This window comes from Rhodoplanes sp. SY1 (genome assembly GCF_046000175.1).
Classification (GTDB): Bacteria; Pseudomonadota; Alphaproteobacteria; order Rhizobiales; family Xanthobacteraceae; genus Rhodoplanes.
Window position 1 is genome coordinate 1 of the sequence record NZ_JBEOMB010000045.1, and the last position, 17359, is coordinate 17359.

Consider the following 17359-nt stretch of genomic DNA (forward strand, 5'->3'; position numbering starts at 1 on the left):
CGGCCTGCGAGTCCTCGGCCGGGGAGGCTGCCGGCACGGCCGGTGGCGCACGACGCGGCTCCGGCGGGCGGCGCAGATCGGGGACCGGACGACGGGCCTCGGGAGGTCGCGGCTCGGACATTCGCGGCTCGGGCATGCGCGGCTCGGGCCCCCGCATCTCCGGCATGCGAGCCTCGGGCATCCGCGGTTCCGGCATCCGCGGTTCCGACATGCGAGGTTCCGGCACGCGCGGCTCGGCCGTCCGGGCCTCCGGCATCCGCGGGTCGAGGACCCGCGGCTCGGGCATGCGCGGCTCGACGATCGGCGGCGGGGCGCTGCGGGCGAGCTCGGCGGCCAGCCCGGCGAGGCGGTCGACCGTCTCGCGGCGGCCCGGCTCCGCCTGCGGCTGCAGCGGCAGCTCCTCGGCGATCGGCGGGATCATGGCCCCGCGGGAGGCGCGGAACGGCGGCTCCGGAGCGGGCGGCGCCGGCGGCGCCCACAGGCCGTTCTCGGGGGCCGGCCGGCCGGCCGGCTCCATCCGGGGCGGCGCGGCCTCGCGCATCGGCGCGGCCGGCTGGCCGCGGACGATGCTGGCCTCGACCACCACGTCGGTCGGGCCGCCCAGCATGATCAGATGCTCGACATTGTCGCGGCGGACCAGCACGAGGCGCCGCCGGCTGTCCACCGCGGTCGCCTCGATCACGCCGAGCCGGGCCTGGCGGCCGCGCGCCGAGGCGGCGCCGAGCCCGCCGGCGCCGAACCGCCGCACCAGCCACGCGACGCCGCCGATCAAGGCGAGCACGATCACGAAGGCGATGAAGAACTTCGCGGGAAGCGGCATGTCGCCGATCATGGCCGTTAATCCTTTCTCCGCTCCTCGCCGCGCGTGCCGAGCCGATTCGTCGAAGCGTTAACGAAGGCGGCAAAAGCTGCCGCCCCGGATGTCGACGATTCCTTAACACGAAAGCGCAGGGGAGCCCACCCGATACGCATCTTCCACGGTTTTCCGGACCGGCAGAACGTGGCGATCCGATGGCGCCGCGCGGGATTAACGGGTCGTTAACCATAAGCCCGGCAATGTTTGCCGGGTGGTGGACTCAGGTGTCCTCCCGACGGCAGGCGACCATGGCGATCTCGGACATCCCGATCTTCTCGATGCTGCGCACCAAGATGCAATGGCACCAGGAGCGCCAGCGGCTGCTCGCCGAGAACGTGTCGAACGCCGACACCCCGAAGTTCCGGCCGCGCGACCTCGAGGCGCTGTCGTTCGACCGCGCCGCGCCGCCGCCGGTCCGGCTCGCCCAGACCGCACCGGGCCACATCGCCGCCCTGCCGGGCACCACGCAGTTCCGCGACAAGCCCGAGAAGTTCGCGGTCCGTCCCGGCGGCAACGCCGTCCACCTCGAGGACGAGATGCTGAAGGTGGCGAGCAACCAGATGGACTACCAGGCGGCGACGCAGCTGTATTCCCGCAGCCTCGCGCTGCTCAAGGCGGCGGTCGGCAAGGGCTGATCGTGACGTCCGTGGACCGTGACGAGTGAGGTGATGCCATGGATTTCGTCAAGTCGCTCTCCATCGCGGCGTCCGGCCTGCGGGCCCAGGCCGGCCGGATGAAGGTGCTGTCGGAGAACATCGCCAACGCCGATTCGACGGCGCAGAAGCCCGGTGCCGATCCCTATCGGCGCCGCATCCCGACCTTCCGGTCCGAGCTCGACCGCGAGCTCGACGCCCGCACGGTCCAGCTCGGCCCGACCCGTCCCGACCAGAGCAGCTTCCGCACCAAGCACGAGCCCGGCCATCCGCTGGCCGACGCCAACGGCAACGTGCGCTACCCGAACGTCAACTCGATCGTCGAGATGACCGACATGCGCGAGGCCCAGCGCTCCTACGAGGCCAACGTCAACGTGATCGGCGCGACCCGCCGGATGATCCAGCGCACGCTCGACATCCTGCGCGCCTGAACCAGAGGGGAAGACAGATGGCCATTCCGGGCATCGCCGCGAGCGCCTATGCGGCCACGGCACGTCTCGGCACGCCGGGCGCCGAGCTGAGCAAGACCATCGGCGACATCGCCGGCGGCAAGCCGGGCGATTTCGGCGCGATGCTGCGCGACGCCGTGCAGGACATCGCCGCGGCCGGCCACAAGGCGGACGCGAACAGCCACGCGCTCGCCAACGGCAAGGCCAACATCGTCGACGTGGTCACCGCGGTCGCCGAGACCGAGACCGCGATCGCGAGCCTCGTGTCGGTGCGCGACAAGGTCATCCAGGCCTACGAAGAGATCATGCGGATGACGATCTGACCATGCGGCGGGGCGCAGGGGGACGGGACGTGGTGCGAGCGGGACGCGACGGGGGAGCGGCATGACCGGACCGGAGGTCGTCGACGTCGCGCGCGACTCGATCATCACGCTCGTCCTGGTGGCGAGCCCGCTGATGCTGGTCGGCCTGGTGATCGGCGTGATCGTCTCGCTGTTCCAGGCGCTGACCCAGATTCAGGAGGCGACACTCGTCTTCGTTCCGAAGATACTCGCCATGTTCGCCGCGATGATTCTCGCGCTGCCGTTCATGGCGGACCAGCTCTACGGCCACATGATGCGGCTGGCGTCGCGGATCTCGGGCGGCTGAACCGCCCGGTCGGGACAGTCGCCCGGCGGGACACGGCACCGGGCGGCGAAGACGCCGGACAAGGCACGCCCGAATCGGCACGCCCGAATCGGCAGCCCAGGAGGGGCGGGAATGCGCATCGACCTCTCGTTCCTGCCCCCGCTCGCGGTCGCCTTCATGCTCATGTTCGCCCGCACCGGCACCATGATCATGCTGCTGCCGGGCTTCGGCGAGCGCAGCGTGCCGGTGCGCATGCGGTTGACCGCGGCCCTGGTCCTCGCGGCCGTGGTGATGCCGCTCTATCGCGACGCCTACCGGATCGACCTGACGAGCTTCGGCCCGGTGATCCGGATGCTGTTCAGCGAGCTCGCCGTCGGCTTCCTGCTCGGCATGACGGCGCGGCTGTGCATCTCGGCCTTGCAGGTCACCGGCTCGATCGTCGCCCAGCAGCTCGGCTTCGGCTTCGTCTCGACCATCGACCCGACCCAGGGCCAGCAGGGCGTCATCGTCGCGAACTTCCTCACGCTGCTCGGCATCGTGCTGATCTTCGCCACCGACACCCACCATCTCGCGATCGCGGCGCTGGCCGACAGCTACGTCCTGTTCCGCCCCGGCGAGGTGCCGGCGACCGGCGACATGGCGGCACTGGCCGCCAAGCTGGTCGGCGGCGCGTTCCTGATCGGGGTCCAGATCTCGGCGCCGTTCCTCGTCTTCGGCATCCTGTTCAATGTCGGGCTCGGCGTGCTGTCGCGGCTGATGCCGCAGATGCAGGTGTTCTTCGTCGCGATGCCGCTGTCGATCTTCGCCGGCCTGCTGATCTTCGCCTTCGTCATCGCCGCCATGATGGCGACGTTCCTGGGGTTCTTCGAGAGCGTGATGCACGACATCGCGCCGCGTGGCTGAGGACGCCGCTCAGCCATGGCCGAAGACCAGGACAAGTCGGACAAGACAGAAGACCCGACACAACGACGCCTCGACCAGGCCCTCGAGCACGGCGACGTCGTCAAGAGCCAGGAGGTCGCGACCTGGTTCGTCATCGGCGGCGGCACGCTGGCGCTCGCCATGTTCGGCGCCTCGTCGAGCACGGCGCTGACCGCCGTCATGAAGGGGCTGATCGCCAAGTCCGGGGCGATCCACACCGACGGCCACGTCCTGGTGCGGCTGACCGAGACGATCACGATCGAGGTGCTGGCCGCCATCGGCCTGCCGTTTCTCGTGCTCGCCATCGCGGCGCTCGCCGGAACCGCCATCCAGCACCAGCTCGTGTGGACGACCGAGACGCTGACCCCGAAGCTCTCCAAGATCTCGCCCCTGGCGGGGCTCAAGCGGCTGTTCTCGGCGGAGGCGCTGGCCAACTTCGTCAAGGGCCTGCTCAAGCTCGGCCTGGTCGGCACCGTGCTCGTCATGCTGCTGTGGCCCGAGCGCAACCTGCTCGAGGCGCTGGTGTCGACCGACCCGGCCGCGATCCTGCCGGTCTCGATGTCGCTGATGCTGAAGCTGCTCGGCAGCGTCGTCGCCATCATGGCGGTGATCGCCGGGGCCGACTACCTGTTCCAGTACCAGCGGTGGTACAAGCGCCAGAAGATGTCGCTGAAGGAGATCAAGGACGAGTACAAGGAGACCGAAGGCGACCCCAAGATCAAGGCCAAGATCCGGCAGATCCGGGTCAGCCGCATGCGCAAGCGCATGATGGCGGCGGTGCCGGGCGCCACCGTGGTGATCACCAACCCGACCCACTACGCCGTCGCCCTGAAATACGAGCGCGGCATGAACGCGCCGGTCTGCCTCGCCAAGGGCACGGACCGCATCGCGCTGAAGATTCGCGAGGTCGCGACCGAGGCCTCCGTTCCGGTCATCGAGAATCCGCCGCTCGCTCGCGCCCTCTACGCGACCGTCGAGATCGACCGCGAGATCCCGCCCGAGCACTACAAGGCGGTCGCCGAGGTGGTCGGCTACGTCATGCGGCTCAAGAAGGCGTGGCGGTAGGCGATCGCGCCGGCCGCCAGGGTTCGCGGCCGCCGGAGCGGGCCGTGTCGGCGCAGGGCGGCCGCCACCGGCCGAGGCGCGCGGCGCCCTTGTTCGAAGCAGGGGACTCGGGCACAGATTGATTCGCGCGGTCGGGCGACGGAGCCGATATCGATGACGACGCATGACCTGAGCAGGGGAGGCGGCGCGCCCGGCGGAGGCTTTTCCAGCGACGGTGCGACCGGCGAAGGCTCGTCCAGCGGCGGCTCGTCCGGCCGGCGCCCGGCCGGCGGAGGCTTCAACGGAGGCTTGGACGTGTTCCCGGGCGGCGAGCGACGAGGAAGCATCCGGTTCGTGCTGGTCATCGCGCTCGCGCTGATCGCCGCGGCCGCCGGCCTCCTGTTCCTCGGACGGCCCGACGCCGAGCCCTATGTGCTCGGCCTGCTCGCCGTGCTCGGCATGATCGGCGTGTTCTCGCTGCTCGCTACCGCGACCGGCATCCTGCGCTTCGCCGGCGGCGCCGAGGCGAACCCGATGTTCCGCCGGGTGCTCGACGACGCCTTCGACGGCATCGTGGTCACCGACGCCAACGGGCGGGTGGTCTACGCCAACCCGGCCTACTGCCAGCTCGTCGACGCCACCGACCTCTCCGACGTGCGGCCGGTCGAGCGGGTGTTCATCGGCGATCCCGACGTGTCGGAGGCCGTCTACCGGCTCCTCAAGGCGGCCCGCGAGGGGCGCCGCCTGCAGGAGGAGGTGCGGGTCGCGGGCGTGCCCGGCGAGCCCGCCCGCTGGCTGCAGATGCGGGTCCGGCCGCTCGGCCGCGCGGGCGCCGACGCGCGCCTCACCGTGTGGACGGTCGCCGACGTGTCGCGCGAGCGCGAGCGCCAGGAGAACGTCTTCCAGGAGCTGCAGCACGCCATCGACTATCTCGACCACGCGCCCGCCGGCTTCTTCTCGATCGATGGCGGCGGCGCGGTCGGCTACATCAACGCGACGCTCGCCGAATGGCTCGACTACGACCTCGCCGAGGTCGGCTCCGGGGGCCTGCAGCTCGAGGACATCGTGCCGGCCAACGGTGCCGCGCTCCTGACCGCCAGCGCCTCGCATCCGGGCGAGGTGAAGACCGACGTCGTCGACCTCGACCTGAAGACCCGCAGCGGCAAGAGCCTTCCGGTGAGGCTCTACCACAAGGTGGCGTTCGGGGCGGACGGCGTGCCGGGCGCGTCGCGCACCCTGGTGCTCAACCGCGCCCGCAGCGAGGGCACCGACCCGCAGCGCGCCGCCGAGGTGCGGTTCATGCGGTTCTTCATCAACACCCCGATGTCGATCGCGACCGTCGACCGGGCCGGCCGCATCGCCCGCACCAACGGGCTCCTCGCCAAGCTCTTCCAGGATCTCGCCCCCGGCGACGGCCGGCCGGAGGGGCGCTCGATCCTCGACGTGGTGGCCGAGCGCGACCGGCTGGCGCTGGAGACGGCGATCGCCAAGGCGGCGCGCGGGCAGGGCGACATTCCGCCCGTCGAGGCGGCGCTCGCCGGCGCGGGCGAGCGCTGGGCGCGCTTCTGGGCGACCGCCGTGGAGGAGGAGGGCGACCAGGAGGCCGCCATCGTCTACGCCCTGGAGACCACCGAGCAGCGCGCCCTGCAGAAGCAGGTCGATCAGGCGCAGAAGATGGACTCGGTCGGCAAGCTCGCCGGCGGCATCGCGCACGACTTCAACAACGTGCTGTCGGCCATCATGATGGCCACCGACTTCCTGCTCAACGCCCACCGGCCGACCGACCCGTCCTTCCAGGACATCATGCAGATCAAGCAGAACGCCAATCGGGCGGCCGCGCTGGTGCGGCAGCTCCTGGCGTTCTCGCGCCGCCAGACGCTGCGGCCGCAGGTGCTCGACCTGTCCGAGGCGCTGTCCGACATCTCGATGCTGCTGCGCCGGCTGATCGGCGAGAAGGTGGCGCTCGACGTCCGCCACGGCCGCGACCTGTGGCCCGTGAAGGCCGACCTCTCGCAGTTCGAGCAGGTGATCGTGAACCTCGCCGTGAACGCGCGCGACGCCATGCCGGACGGCGGCCGCCTCACGCTGCGCACCCGCAACGCCGGCGAGGACGAGACGCGGCGCGCCGCCCACAAGGGCATGCCGCCCGGCGAGTACGTGCTGATCGAGGTGTCGGACACCGGCTCGGGCATCCCGCCCGAAATCATCGACCGCATCTTCGAGCCGTTCTTCTCCACCAAGGAGGTCGGCAAGGGCACCGGCCTCGGGCTCTCCACCGTCTACGGCATCATCAAGCAGACCGGCGGCTACGTGTTCGTCGAGTCGGAGATCGGGCGCGGCACAACGTTCCGCATCTACCTGCCGCGCCATGTGCCGACGCTGGAGGAGACCGAGGCGGCCGCCGCGTCGCTGGCGCCGGCCCAGGCGGCGACGCCCGAGCAGGCGCGCGCCGCCGACCACACCGGGCAGGGCACCATCCTGCTGGTCGAGGACGAGGAGGGCCTGCGCGGCCTCAACGCGCGCGGTCTCACGTCGCGCGGCTACACGGTGTGCGAGGCCGGCAACGGCCAGGAGGCTCTGGAGCTGATCGACGCCGGCCAGAAGGTCGATCTGGTCGTCTCGGACGTCGTGATGCCGGAAATGGACGGCCCGACGCTCCTGAAGGAGCTGCGCAAGCGCGATCCGGACCTGAAGATCATCTTCGTCTCCGGCTATGCCGAGGAGGCGTTCGCCAAGAACCTGCCCGAGGGCGGGCAGTTCGCCTTCCTGGCCAAGCCCTTCACGCTCAAGCAGCTGGTCGCCGCCGTGAAGGAGACGATGGGCGGGTGAGCGTGGCCGGACGATATGCGTAGCCCGGCCGGAGCGCAGCGACCGGCGGGACCGGCGTCCGCCGATCTCGCCGCCGTCCGTCCGGGCCGCGCCGACGACGCGCGGGATGTCCGCGCATGACCGCACCGCCGCCCCGCAACGACGACGACGAGGACGAGGGCAGCCGTCGGACCACCAACATCATGCTGGTGATCTTCTTCCTCGCCGTGATCGCGGCCGGCTACTGGCTGGTCGAGGCGATGCTGGAGCAGCGCCGGGCCGACGATTGCGCGGCTCAAGGCCGCCGCAACTGCGGCGCCCCGCTGGTCGTGCCGCCGGCAAGGTGACCCGGCGACTGGCACGCGGCGTGCTTGGAAACGCCGTAGCCCGCATGGAGCGAAGCGGAATGCGGGGCCGGCAGCCACCCCGGATTGCGCTTCGCTCCATCCGGGCTACGGGTGGAGCAGGCCTGCGTCGCGGCTCGATGTCTGCAAGCGAAAGACCCCGAAGCAATCCATGGCGAAGGACGCTGACAAGACTTCGGCCAAGCGGCCGGGCGACCGGGCCGAGGCGATCTACCGGGCGCTGCGGCACGCCATCATCGAGCAGGCGCTGGAGCCCGGCGCCAAGCTGCCCGAGGACGCCATCGGCGAGCGCTTCGGGGCGAGCCGCACCATCGTGCGCCACGCGCTCGGCCGGCTCGCCGCCGAGGGGCTGGTCGAGCTGCGCCGCAACCGCGGCGCGTCGGTCGCGACGCCCGGCTGGGACCAGGCCGGCGACCTGTTCGACATCCGGCTCGGGATCGAGCGCCTGGTCGTCACCCGGCTCGCCGGCCGCCTGACGCCGGCCCAGATCGCTGCGCTCGAGGCCCATGTCGCCGAGGAGGAGGCCGCGCGCGGCACCGACGAGCGGCGCTCGATCCGGCTCGCCACCGAGTTCCACATCGTGCTGGCCGAGATGACCGGCAGCGCCGTGCTGGTCCGCTACCTCTCGGAGGTGGCGCTGCGCTGCGGCCTGATCCTCGCGCTCTATGCGCGGCCGCACTCCTCCGAATGCGCCGTGAGCGAGCACCGTGCCGTCATCGACGCGCTGGCGAAGGGCGACGCGGCGGCCGCCATCGCCGTGATGGACCAGCATCTCGGCGCCGTGATGGACCGCGCCCTGATCGTCCCGCGCCCCGCCAAGGAGCGCGACATCGGGGCGATCCTCGCCCCCTACGCCGAGGACGCGGCGCCGGCCGCCGCGAAGCGGGCGCGGGGCGGGCGGAAGCGGTGAGGGCCGTCATTCCGGGGCGCGGAGCGTCAGGTCCGCGAGCCCGGAATCCATACGCCCGGCCCAGGTGACTTACGAAAGACAGGAGTTATGGGTTCCGGGCTCGACGCTTCGCGTCGCTCCGGAACGACCAGCTCACGCCACGATGCCGTTCTTGGTCAGCAGGCGCTCGGCCGAGTCGTTCCACACGTCCATCTGGACGATCTTGCCGCTCCGGACGACGAAGCGGTCGATGTAGCGGTTGCCCTCGAACGGCGTGCCGTCCGGCCATTCGCCATAGAGATGGCCGAGATTGTAGCAGATGGTCTCGCCGGCGCCCGGCACCACGTCGGTGCGCAGCATGCGCTTCTTCACCCACTTGTAGCGGCCGGCGTTGAAGGCGGCGCTCTCGCGCGGATGCGAGAATTTCCGCCCGCCCGTGAAGGTGATCACCAGGTCGTCGGCGATGTAGGTCGCGGCCTTCACCGGATCCGGCACCATCGAGGCTTCGAGGAAAGCCTCGACGATGGCGGCGGCGGCCTGCGTCTCGGACGGGCTGTCGAGCGGGGCGGGGGCGGGTGTGGCGACGGGCATGGGGTCCTCCGGCTGTCGTTCGGATCGTGATCGGGGCGGTCGGGCACCTTGAAATGCATTTTCCCGGCCAGCCCGGCCGCGGCCCGGTTCGCCTGGAATCGTATGCGAACACGATCATGATTGTATACACTTTTGCATGCGATTTGGGCGCGGCGGCGATGCGTTTGCCCACCGGATAGGCGTTTCCTTGGGCTTCTCGGGGGCGTTTCGGAGCGAATCCCGAACATCGCGGCTGGCATGCGGCTTGCGAGGAGAGGGCCGGTCCACCCACCCCCGTGAGGTACGCCCATGTCCAGGATCGTCCTGCCCAGGATGTCGTTCGCCCGCCCGACCCGGCGGCTCGCCCTCGCCGGCGCGACCGCGCTGTTCGCCGGCACGCTCGCCGGTCTGGTCGCCGCGCCCGCGCAGGCGCAGGAGACCATCAAGCTCGGTCTCGTCGCGGCGATGTCGGGCCAGTCGGCAAAGTCCGGCGAGGCGATCGTGCGCGGCCTCACCCTCGCCGTCGACGAGATGAACGCCAAGGGCGGGCTGCTCGGCAAGAAGGTCGAGCTGGTCGTGCGCGACGACGAGAGCAACCCGGCCAAGGGCGTCGTGGCGGCGCGCGAGCTGGTGCAGCGCGAGAAGGTCGCGGCGTTCTTCGGCGGCCTCGACACGCCGGTGTCGATCGCCATCGTGCCGTTCGCCAACCAGTCCAAGGTGCCCTTCATGGGCGTGTGGGCGGCCGGCACGCCGATCACCAAGAACGGCGCGCCCGACAACTACGTGTTCCGCGTCTCCGCCGTCGACGAACTGGTCGACGTCGCGCTCGTCGACTACGCCGTGAAGAAGTACGGCGCCAAGAAGCCGGGCATGATCCTGATCAACAACCCGTGGGGCGAGTCGAACGAGAAGGGCCTCAAGGCCGCCCTGGAAGCGAAGAAGATCCCGTACGCGGGCGTCGAGAAGTTCGAGACAAACGACGTCGACGTGGTGCCGCAGCTCACCCGCCTGAAGCAGGCCGGCGCCGACGTGCTGTTCCTGGTCGCCAACGTGGCACCCTCGGCCCAGGTGGTGAAGTCGCTCGATCGCATGGGCTGGTCGGTGCCGATCGTGTCGCATTGGGGCCCGGCCGGCGGCCGCTTCGGCGAGCTCGCCGGCGCCAGCGCCGACAAGGTCCATTTCATCCAGACCTTCACGTTCTCGGGCAACGACGCGCCCAAGGCGGCCGCCGTGCTGGCCGCGCTCAAGGCGAAGTACCCGGCCGTCAAGTCGCTCGCCAACGTGACGCCGGCGGTCGGCATCGCCAACGCCTACGACGCCGCCCATCTCGTCGGCCTCGCCATCGCCAAGGCGGGCTCGACCGACGGCACCAAGGTGCGCGACGCCCTCTACGCGATCGACTCGTATGACGGCCTGATCAAGACCTACAAGACGCCGTTCACCAAGCAGAACCACGACGCGCTCGCCGCGTCCGACTACATCTTCACCCAGTTCAAGGGCGACGAGATCGTCCCGCTGAAGTGAGGCCTGAAGGCGTCGCCGGCGCGCCGGCGTGAGTTCCTTCTCCCCGCGCGCGGGGAGAAGGTGTCTCGCCGCGCAGCGGCGAGACGGATGAGGGGGCGTTTCCCCGGCGCAGAGACTCGCGGGCGCTCAAGCTCGCGGCGGCGCCCCCTCACCCGACGTCCGCGCTCATCGCGCGAACGTCGACCTCTCCCCGCGAGCGGGGAGAGGTGACGGACGGTGGAGATCGGGGCTGGCTCCCGGGGAGAACGAGATGCTGCTCACCTCGTCGATCGTCTCCGGGCTCGGGCTCGGCAGCATGTACGGGCTGATCGCGCTCGGCTTCCATGTCACCTACGTGGTGTCGAGCACGGTCAACTTCGCGCAGGGCTCGGCCATGATGCTCGGCGCCGTGCTGGGCTACGTGTTCGCGATAAAACTCGGCTGGCCGTGGGTGCCGGCCGCGATCCTGGCGCTGTTCCTGTGCGCCGCCTTCGGGCTCGTGATCGAGCGCGTGCTGGTGCGTCCCTTCGTCGACCGCCGCTCCGACGCCTGGCTGATGGCGACGGTCGCCGGCGGCATCGTGCTCGACAACGCCGTCCTGTTCACGTTCGGCAAGGAGCCGCGCAGCTTCCCCTCGTCGCTCGCCGTCGAGCCGGTGCAGATCTTCGGCGCCGGCGTCTATCCGCTGCAGCTCGTGATTCCCGTGGTCGGCCTCGGCATCGCGGTGCTGCTGCATCTCGCCTTGAGACGCACCCGGCGCGGCAAGGCGCTGCTCGCCGTGGTGCAGAATCCCGACGCGGCGCGGCTGATGGGCATCGACGTGCGCCGCGTCGTCGCCGTCGCCTTCATGCTCTCGACCGCGCTCGCCGGTCTCGCCGGCCTGCTGATCGCGCCGTTGTTCAGTGTGCAGTCCGAGATGGGCACGCTGTTCGGCATCAAGGCGTTCGCGGTGGCGATCTTAGGGGGCATCGGCTCGGCCTGGGGCGTGATGCTGGCCGGCCTGATCTATGGCCTCACCGAGGCGCTGGTGACGGCCTATCTCGGCTCGACCTACACCCAGATCGTCGTCTTCTCGGTGGTGATCGCCGCGCTCGCCCTGATGCCCCACGGCCTCCTCGGCCGCGCCGCCGTGAGCAAGGTGTGATGACGCGCCTCGCCCAATCATATGCGACCCCGGTCGCCGTCGCGCTGCTCACCGCGGTCGCCCTCGGCTTCGCGCTGCTCGCCGAAGGGTATGCGCCCTTCGTGCTGGCACTGGTCGCGCTCACCGTCGTCGTCTGCGTCGGGCTCAACATCCTGCTCGGGCTGACGGGTCAGGTGTCGCTCGGCCATGTCGGCTTCTATGCGATCGGCGCCTATGCGGTGGCGATCCTGACGCTCGCCGGCGTCGACTTCTGGCTGGCGCTGCCGGCCGCCGGGCTGATCGCCGCCGTGGTCGGGTTTCTTCTGTCGCTGCCGGCGCTGCGGGTGGCGGGTCCGACGCTCGCGATGCTCACCATCGCGTTCGCCTTCATCGTCCAGCACGGCACCATCGAGTGGCGGGCGCTGACCGGCGGCGCCAACGGCCTGATGGGCCTGCCGCCGCCTTCGATCGGCAGCCTCGTCTTCACCGAGCGCGAGATGGCGGCGCTCGCCGTGCTGCTCGCCGGCGCAGCGCTGTGGCTCTATCACCGCATCGCGGCGAGCGCCTGGGGCAAGAGCATGATCGCGGTGCGCGACGCCGAGATCGCGGCCCGCTCGGTCGGCCTCGATCCGGTGATCGTCAAGGCGGCGGCCTTCACCCTGTCGGCCGGCTTCGCTGGAGTCGCGGGCGGCCTGTTCGCGCCGCTGATGATGTTCGTCGCGCCGGACTCGTTCCCGTTCTCGCAATCGATCCTGTTCCTGCTCGCCGTGGTGGTCGGCGGCGCCGGCGCCGTGTTCGGCCCGGTGATCGGCGCGGCGATCAGCGTCGTGCTGCCCGAGCTTCTCTCGGGGCTCGCGGAGTACCGGCTGCTGTTCTTCGGCGCGCTGCTGCTGGGCGTGCTGTGGCTCGCGCCCGAAGGCGTCATCGGCACGTTGTCGCGGCTCTGGCGGCGCATCGATCCGCGCACGGCCGACGGCGCCGGCACCGACCTCGCCGCGCTGCTGACGCCGGCGGAGCCGAAGGCGCTGCGGGTCGAGGGGCTGACGCTCGCCTTCGGCGGCATCAAGGCGGCCACCAACGTCGCCGTCACGGCCGAACCCGGCCGCGTTACCGCCATCATCGGGCCGAACGGCGCCGGCAAGACGACGGTGCTCAACATGATCGGCGGCTTCTACCGCCCCGATTCCGGCAGCGTCCGGCTCGGCGACCGCGACCTCGCCGGTGCGGCGAGCCACACCGTGGCGCGCGCCGGCATCGCGCGCACCTATCAGACGACGCGGCTGTTCGGCTCGCTCTCGGTCCTCGACAACATTCTGGTGGCGCTCCGGCGCGGCAAGCTCGGCGGGCTTTTCGGCCGCTTCGCCGGGCCGGACGACGAGAGGGCCGCCGAGGCACTGCTCGCCTTCGTCGGCTATCGCGGCGCGCTGGCGACGCCGGCCGCCGACCTCGCCCATGTCGACCGCCGCCTGGTCGAGATCGCCCGCGCGCTCGCCATGCGGCCGCGCGTGCTGCTGCTCGACGAGCCGGCCGCCGGCCTGATGCGGGCCGACAAGGACACGCTCGCCTTGCTGCTGCGCCGGATCGCCGATCTCGGCATCGCCGTGATCCTGGTCGAGCACGACATGCAGCTCGTGATGGGCATCTCCGACCAGATCGTGGTGCTCGACGCCGGTGTGCCGATCGCGACCGGCACGCCGGCCGAGATCCGCCGCGACCCGAAGGTGATCAAGGCCTATCTGGGCGGCGAGACCACGGCCGGGCGCGGCCGCGGCGCGCCCTGGGAGGCGCCCGTCGACGCCATCCTCACCGTGATGCGGCTGACCGCCGGCTACGGGGCGGCCCCCGTGCTGGAGAACGTCGACCTCGAGGTCCGGCCGGGCGAGACCGTGGCGCTGATCGGCGCCAACGGGGCCGGCAAGTCGACCACCATGCGGGCGCTCGCCGGGCTCCTGCGGCCGGTCGACGGCGAGGTCGTGTTCAACGACCTGCGCATCGACTATCTCGACGCGCCCGAGATCGCCGCCGCCCGCCTCGTGCTGGTGCCCGAGGGCCGGCAGGTGTTCCCGGACCTCTCGGTGCGCGACAACATTCTGCTGGGCGCCCACACCCGCAACGATCGTGACATCGACGCCGACATGGAGCGGCTGCTCGATCTGTTTCCGCGATTGCGCGAAAGAATCGACAATCCGGCAGGCCTCCTGTCAGGCGGCGAGCAGCAGATGCTGGCGATCGTCCGCGGCCTGATGGCGCGCCCGCGCACGCTGATGCTCGACGAGCCTTCGCTCGGGCTCGCCCCGGCCGTCATCGAGGGACTGTTCGACGTGCTCGCACGGCTGCGCGACGAGGGCGTCACCATCTTGCTGGTCGACCAGATGGCGCAGCTCGCACTCGACGTCGCCGACCGCGCCTATGTGCTCGAGTCCGGACGCGTCGTGCGGGCCGACACGGCTGCGGCCCTGCGCGGCGACCCCGCCATCGAGGCGGCCTATCTGGGCCACGCGGCGGAGTGAGCTTGTGATGTTGTTTCGATCCTCTCCGCTGTCATGGCCGGGCTCGTCCCGGCCATCCACGACAGAGCCTCGCCGCTCGAGACGTGGATGCCCGGCACAAGGCCGGGCATGACGACTCAGAATTTGTCGCGCTTCCGGACCCTCGAAACAATGCCCCTCGATCTCGTCTTCAAGAACGTCCGCCTCGTCGGCCGTGAGGCGCCGTGCGACATCGGCGTCGCCGATGGTCGCATCGTCGCGATCGAGCCATCCATCGCGGCGGACGCGCTCGTGGAGGACATCGGCGGCCGGCTCGCCGTCGCCGGCTTCGTCGAGACCCACATCCATCTCGACAAGTCGTGCATCCTCGATCGCTGCAGGAGCGAGCACGGCACGCTGGCCGAGGCGATCGCCCAGGTCGCCGCGGCCAAGAAGAACTTTACCGAGGAGGATGTGTATGCGCGGGCGAAGCGGACCCTGGAGAAGGCGATCCTGCAGGGCACGACCCGCATGCGCACCCATGTCGAGGTCGACCCGCGCATCGGGCTGACGAGCTTCCGGGCGATCCGCCGGCTGAAGCGCGACTACGCCTTCGCGATCGATCTCGACCTCTGCGTCTTCCCGCAAGAAGGGCTACTCAACGATCCCGGCGCCGAGGATCTGCTGATCCAGTGCTGCGAGGACGAGCCCGACACGATCGGCGGCTGTCCCTACACGGACACGGATCCGCACGGCCAGATCGTCCGCATCTTCGAGATCGCCCGACGCTACGATCTCGACGTCGATTTCCATCTCGACTTCGATCTCGACCCGACCTGGACCCATCTCGACGAAGTGTGCCGGCAGACCGACCGCTTCGGCTGGGGCGGCCGTGTCGCCATCGGCCATGTGACCAAGCTGTCGGCGATGCCGGAGGTGGCGCGGGCGGCGGTCGGAAGGCGGCTCGCCGACGCCGGCGTGGCGTTGACCGTGCTGCCGGCGACCGACCTGTTCCTCATGGGCCGCGGCCACGACCACGATGTTCCGCGCGGCGTGACGCCCGCCCATCGCCTGGCGGAGCAGGGCGTCACCTGCTCGATCGCCACCAACAACGTGCTCAACCCGTTCACGCCGTTCGGCGACTGCTCGATGATGCGGATCGCCAATCTCTACGCCAACGTGGCCCAGCTCGGCCGCGCCGCCGAGCTGGAGACCTGCCTCGACCTGATCACCGCGGCGCCGGCGCGGCTGATGAATCTCCCCGATTACGGCATCGCGGTCGGCAACCCGGCCGATCTCGTGGTGCTCGACGCGCACGACCCGGCCGGCGCGATCGCCGAGATCGCCGTGCCGCTCGCCGGCTGGAAGCGCGGCCGCCGCACTTTCTCCCGCGCGCCCGCCGTGCTGCATCGGGACGACGTGGCGGCGGAGTGACGCCGTGCCGCTTGCGCCGGAACCGCGCAGGTCGATACCTTCGGCCGGAGCGCGTTCGGTGACTGATCCCTCGCACACGATGTCCGCTCGTCCCCGCGAAGGCGGGGATCCAGGGGCAGCACGGCACTGCGCTTCTGGATCCCCGCTTGCGCGGGAATGAGCGGAGGGGGCGAGAGCAGCGGAACGTCGCTCCGGACTCTGGTCGAGGCGTGGTCGCAATGCTGGTCGTCGGTTCCCTGTTGCTCTTCGCCGTCGTCGTTCTCGCGGCGTCGGCGCTGCTCTCCTGGTGGCTCGCCCGCACGATCGAGAAGGAGAACCCGCCGGTCGGCCGCCTGATCGACACCGGGGCGGCGCGCATCCACCTCGTCGACCTCAAGCCGGAGGCGCCGGCTCCGTCCGGCACCGAGTCCGCCGCGCCGCCGGCCGTGCTGCTGCTGCACGGCGCCAATGTCCAGCACACAGACATGCGGGTCGCGCTCGGCGACCGGCTCGCCCGCCGGCTGCGCGTCCTGCTGCCGGACCGGCCGGGGCAGGGCTGGTCGGGGGAGGGCGGTCCGGAGGTCTCCGACCCCGGCCATCAGGTGGCGCTGATTCGCACCGCCGTCGAGACGGTCGGGGCCGGCCCACTGATCGTCGTCGGCCACTCGCTCGGCGGGCTGATCGCGCTCCGCTACGCGCTCGACGAGCCCGGTGCCGTGAAGGCGCTCGTGCTGATCAATCCGACCACGCATCCCCGCCCCGGCGGGCTGCCCTGGTTCCAGCGGGTCGCCGAGGTGCTGTTCGTCGGCCCGCTGATCTGGACCGTGCTGCTGCCCGCGACCCTGCCGATGATGGACCGGCTGGTCGCCCGGCTGTTCCGGCCGGAGCCGCCGACGCGCGACTACGCCGCCCGCACGGCGCTGGCGCTGGCGCTGACGCCGCGGCGCTTCCGCAACAGCATGACGGAGTATTCGGATCTCCGCGACCACCTCGTCGCGGTCGCGCCGCGCTATCCCGACGTCACGGTGCCGACCGTCGTGGTGGTCGGCGACGCCGACCCCATCGTGCCGCCCGCCGTCCACGGCGAGGTGCTCGCCAAGGTCTTGTCGCACGGACGCCTCGTGCGCATCCCTGCGGCCGGCCACATGGCCCACCATCGCCATGCCGAGGTCATCGCGGCCGAGATCGAGCGGCTCGCCGGCCTGCCGCTGGCCTGAGTCGTCGGGCCGCCGGGCCGTGGCCGCGCGGCACCGGCGCGGCACCGTCCGCGAGGCTTCGCGACACGACCAAATTCACCCGCCGCCCGCCGTGCCGGCCTTGCCAAGGGGGCGGGGATCATGCATCTAGAGCCCGTGGCGGCTCGGTTACGCGCTGTCGCATCCTCGTCCGGAGGAGTGTAGCTCAATTGGTCAGAGCACCGGTCTCCAAAACCGGGGGTTGGGGGTTCGAGTCCCTCCACTCCTGCCAGCGAGAGCCGGACATCTCCCTCCCGAAGTCCTTCCACGGTTGACACGCGCTGTCGCTTGCCTCCGAGAGCCTCCTCTCGAAGGCCGCGCTCGACCACCGCATTCGCCGGTGACGGGCCGTGCGCGGCCGTCGCTTTCGCCCGGCGCGACCTTTCCGCTCCGCAACGGGTGTCCGCCGCCGGGAGTCGTGAAAAATTTCTCGGT

General features: G+C 70.8%; 16 protein-coding genes and 1 tRNA gene. 15 read left to right on the forward strand and 2 right to left on the reverse strand.

Annotation, left to right across the window (positions count from 1 at the left end):
• Positions 1-832: flagellar biosynthetic protein FliO (locus ABTU92_RS12670; RefSeq protein WP_408091112.1), on the reverse strand; the 832-nt coding region annotated here is incomplete at its 3' end.
• 272 nt (positions 833-1104) lie between these two features.
• Here ABTU92_RS12670 and flgB point away from each other — a divergent pair.
• The 9 genes from flgB (at position 1105) to ABTU92_RS12715 (ending at position 8633) form a co-directional block, all read left to right on the forward strand.
• On the forward strand, positions 1105-1491 hold the full coding sequence (gene flgB, locus ABTU92_RS12675; protein ID WP_408091241.1) for a flagellar basal body rod protein FlgB: 387 nt from the start codon (positions 1105-1107) through the stop codon (positions 1489-1491).
• A 38-nt stretch (positions 1492-1529) separates the two neighbouring features.
• Positions 1530-1940 carry a flagellar basal body rod protein FlgC gene (flgC, locus tag ABTU92_RS12680; RefSeq protein ID WP_408091114.1) on the forward strand — a complete coding sequence of 137 codons (411 nt, stop codon included), beginning with the start codon at positions 1530-1532 and terminating at the stop codon, positions 1938-1940.
• A gap of 17 nt (positions 1941-1957) precedes the next feature.
• Positions 1958-2281, forward strand: coding sequence for a flagellar hook-basal body complex protein FliE (locus tag ABTU92_RS12685; protein ID WP_408091116.1), 324 nt, complete (start codon positions 1958-1960; stop codon positions 2279-2281).
• 61 nt (positions 2282-2342) lie between these two features.
• A complete protein-coding gene (gene fliQ, locus ABTU92_RS12690) occupies positions 2343-2606 on the forward strand; it encodes a flagellar biosynthesis protein FliQ (protein ID WP_408091118.1) in 264 nt (87 codons plus the stop codon).
• Between the two features lie 111 nt (positions 2607-2717).
• Positions 2718-3488: a flagellar biosynthetic protein FliR gene (fliR, locus tag ABTU92_RS12695; RefSeq protein ID WP_408091120.1), complete on the forward strand. Its 771-nt coding sequence runs from the start codon at positions 2718-2720 to the stop codon at positions 3486-3488.
• Positions 3489-3503: 15 nt separating this feature from the next.
• Entirely contained in the window at positions 3504-4571 is a 1068-nt protein-coding gene (gene flhB, locus ABTU92_RS12700; RefSeq protein ID WP_408091122.1) for a flagellar biosynthesis protein FlhB, read from the forward strand.
• 153 nt (positions 4572-4724) lie between these two features.
• The gene (cckA, locus tag ABTU92_RS12705; RefSeq protein ID WP_408091124.1) at positions 4725-7379 is read left to right on the forward strand and encodes a cell cycle histidine kinase CckA; all 2655 of its coding nucleotides are present in this window, start codon (positions 4725-4727) and stop codon (positions 7377-7379) included.
• Positions 7380-7495: 116 nt separating this feature from the next.
• Entirely contained in the window at positions 7496-7705 is a 210-nt protein-coding gene (locus ABTU92_RS12710) for a hypothetical protein (RefSeq protein WP_408091126.1), read from the forward strand.
• Between the two features lie 169 nt (positions 7706-7874).
• Positions 7875-8633 (forward strand): GntR family transcriptional regulator, encoded by a 759-nt coding sequence (locus tag ABTU92_RS12715; protein WP_408091128.1) that lies wholly within the window; start codon positions 7875-7877, stop codon positions 8631-8633.
• A gap of 132 nt (positions 8634-8765) precedes the next feature.
• Here ABTU92_RS12715 and ABTU92_RS12720 read toward each other — a convergent pair whose 3' ends face one another.
• Positions 8766-9203 carry a nuclear transport factor 2 family protein gene (locus ABTU92_RS12720; protein ID WP_408091130.1) on the reverse strand — a complete coding sequence of 146 codons (438 nt, stop codon included), beginning with the start codon at positions 9201-9203 and terminating at the stop codon, positions 8766-8768.
• A gap of 288 nt (positions 9204-9491) precedes the next feature.
• On the opposite strand from ABTU92_RS12720, the gene ABTU92_RS12725 reads away from it, so the two are divergent.
• The 6 genes from ABTU92_RS12725 to ABTU92_RS12750 all read left to right on the forward strand — a co-directional run bounded on the left by ABTU92_RS12725 (position 9492) and on the right by ABTU92_RS12750 (position 17156).
• Positions 9492-10706 (forward strand): ABC transporter substrate-binding protein, encoded by a 1215-nt coding sequence (locus tag ABTU92_RS12725; RefSeq protein ID WP_408091132.1) that lies wholly within the window; start codon positions 9492-9494, stop codon positions 10704-10706.
• A 253-nt stretch (positions 10707-10959) separates the two neighbouring features.
• Positions 10960-11829, forward strand: a complete 870-nt coding sequence (locus ABTU92_RS12730; protein WP_408091243.1) for a branched-chain amino acid ABC transporter permease — start codon at positions 10960-10962, stop codon at positions 11827-11829.
• Positions 11829-14318, forward strand: coding sequence for an ATP-binding cassette domain-containing protein (locus ABTU92_RS12735; protein ID WP_408091134.1), 2490 nt, complete (start codon positions 11829-11831; stop codon positions 14316-14318). Before ABTU92_RS12730 ends, ABTU92_RS12735 begins: the two co-directional genes overlap by 1 nt.
• A 150-nt stretch (positions 14319-14468) precedes the next feature.
• Positions 14469-15710 carry an amidohydrolase family protein gene (locus tag ABTU92_RS12740; protein ID WP_408091136.1) on the forward strand — a complete coding sequence of 414 codons (1242 nt, stop codon included), beginning with the start codon at positions 14469-14471 and terminating at the stop codon, positions 15708-15710.
• Between the two features lie 218 nt (positions 15711-15928).
• Positions 15929-16906: an alpha/beta fold hydrolase gene (locus ABTU92_RS12745; RefSeq protein ID WP_408091138.1), complete on the forward strand. Its 978-nt coding sequence runs from the start codon at positions 15929-15931 to the stop codon at positions 16904-16906.
• 173 nt (positions 16907-17079) lie between these two features.
• Positions 17080-17156, forward strand: a tRNA-Trp gene (locus ABTU92_RS12750).
• Positions 17157-17359: the final 203 nt, after the last annotated feature.

What these genes read in the sequence shown, in the direction of transcription:
- flgC (WP_408091114.1), top strand. Translation starts at nt 1,530, where the DNA reads ATGGATTTCGTCAAGTCGCTCTCCATCGCGGCGTCCGGCCTGCGGGCC.
- cckA (WP_408091124.1), top strand. Translation starts at nt 4,725, where the DNA reads ATGACGACGCATGACCTGAGCAGGGGAGGCGGCGCGCCCGGCGGAGGC.
- ABTU92_RS12685 (WP_408091116.1), top strand. Translation starts at nt 1,958, where the DNA reads ATGGCCATTCCGGGCATCGCCGCGAGCGCCTATGCGGCCACGGCACGT.
- ABTU92_RS12715 (WP_408091128.1), top strand. Translation starts at nt 7,875, where the DNA reads ATGGCGAAGGACGCTGACAAGACTTCGGCCAAGCGGCCGGGCGACCGG.
- flhB (WP_408091122.1), top strand. Translation starts at nt 3,504, where the DNA reads ATGGCCGAAGACCAGGACAAGTCGGACAAGACAGAAGACCCGACACAA.
- fliQ (WP_408091118.1), top strand. Translation starts at nt 2,343, where the DNA reads ATGACCGGACCGGAGGTCGTCGACGTCGCGCGCGACTCGATCATCACG.
- ABTU92_RS12735 (WP_408091134.1), top strand. Translation starts at nt 11,829, where the DNA reads ATGACGCGCCTCGCCCAATCATATGCGACCCCGGTCGCCGTCGCGCTG.
- fliR (WP_408091120.1), top strand. Translation starts at nt 2,718, where the DNA reads ATGCGCATCGACCTCTCGTTCCTGCCCCCGCTCGCGGTCGCCTTCATG.
- flgB (WP_408091241.1), top strand. Translation starts at nt 1,105, where the DNA reads ATGGCGATCTCGGACATCCCGATCTTCTCGATGCTGCGCACCAAGATG.
- ABTU92_RS12710 (WP_408091126.1), top strand. Translation starts at nt 7,496, where the DNA reads ATGACCGCACCGCCGCCCCGCAACGACGACGACGAGGACGAGGGCAGC.
- ABTU92_RS12725 (WP_408091132.1), top strand. Translation starts at nt 9,492, where the DNA reads ATGTCCAGGATCGTCCTGCCCAGGATGTCGTTCGCCCGCCCGACCCGG.
- ABTU92_RS12720 (WP_408091130.1), bottom strand. Translation starts at nt 9,203, where the DNA reads ATGCCCGTCGCCACACCCGCCCCCGCCCCGCTCGACAGCCCGTCCGAG.
- ABTU92_RS12740 (WP_408091136.1), top strand. Translation starts at nt 14,469, where the DNA reads ATGCCCCTCGATCTCGTCTTCAAGAACGTCCGCCTCGTCGGCCGTGAG.
- ABTU92_RS12745 (WP_408091138.1), top strand. Translation starts at nt 15,929, where the DNA reads ATGCTGGTCGTCGGTTCCCTGTTGCTCTTCGCCGTCGTCGTTCTCGCG.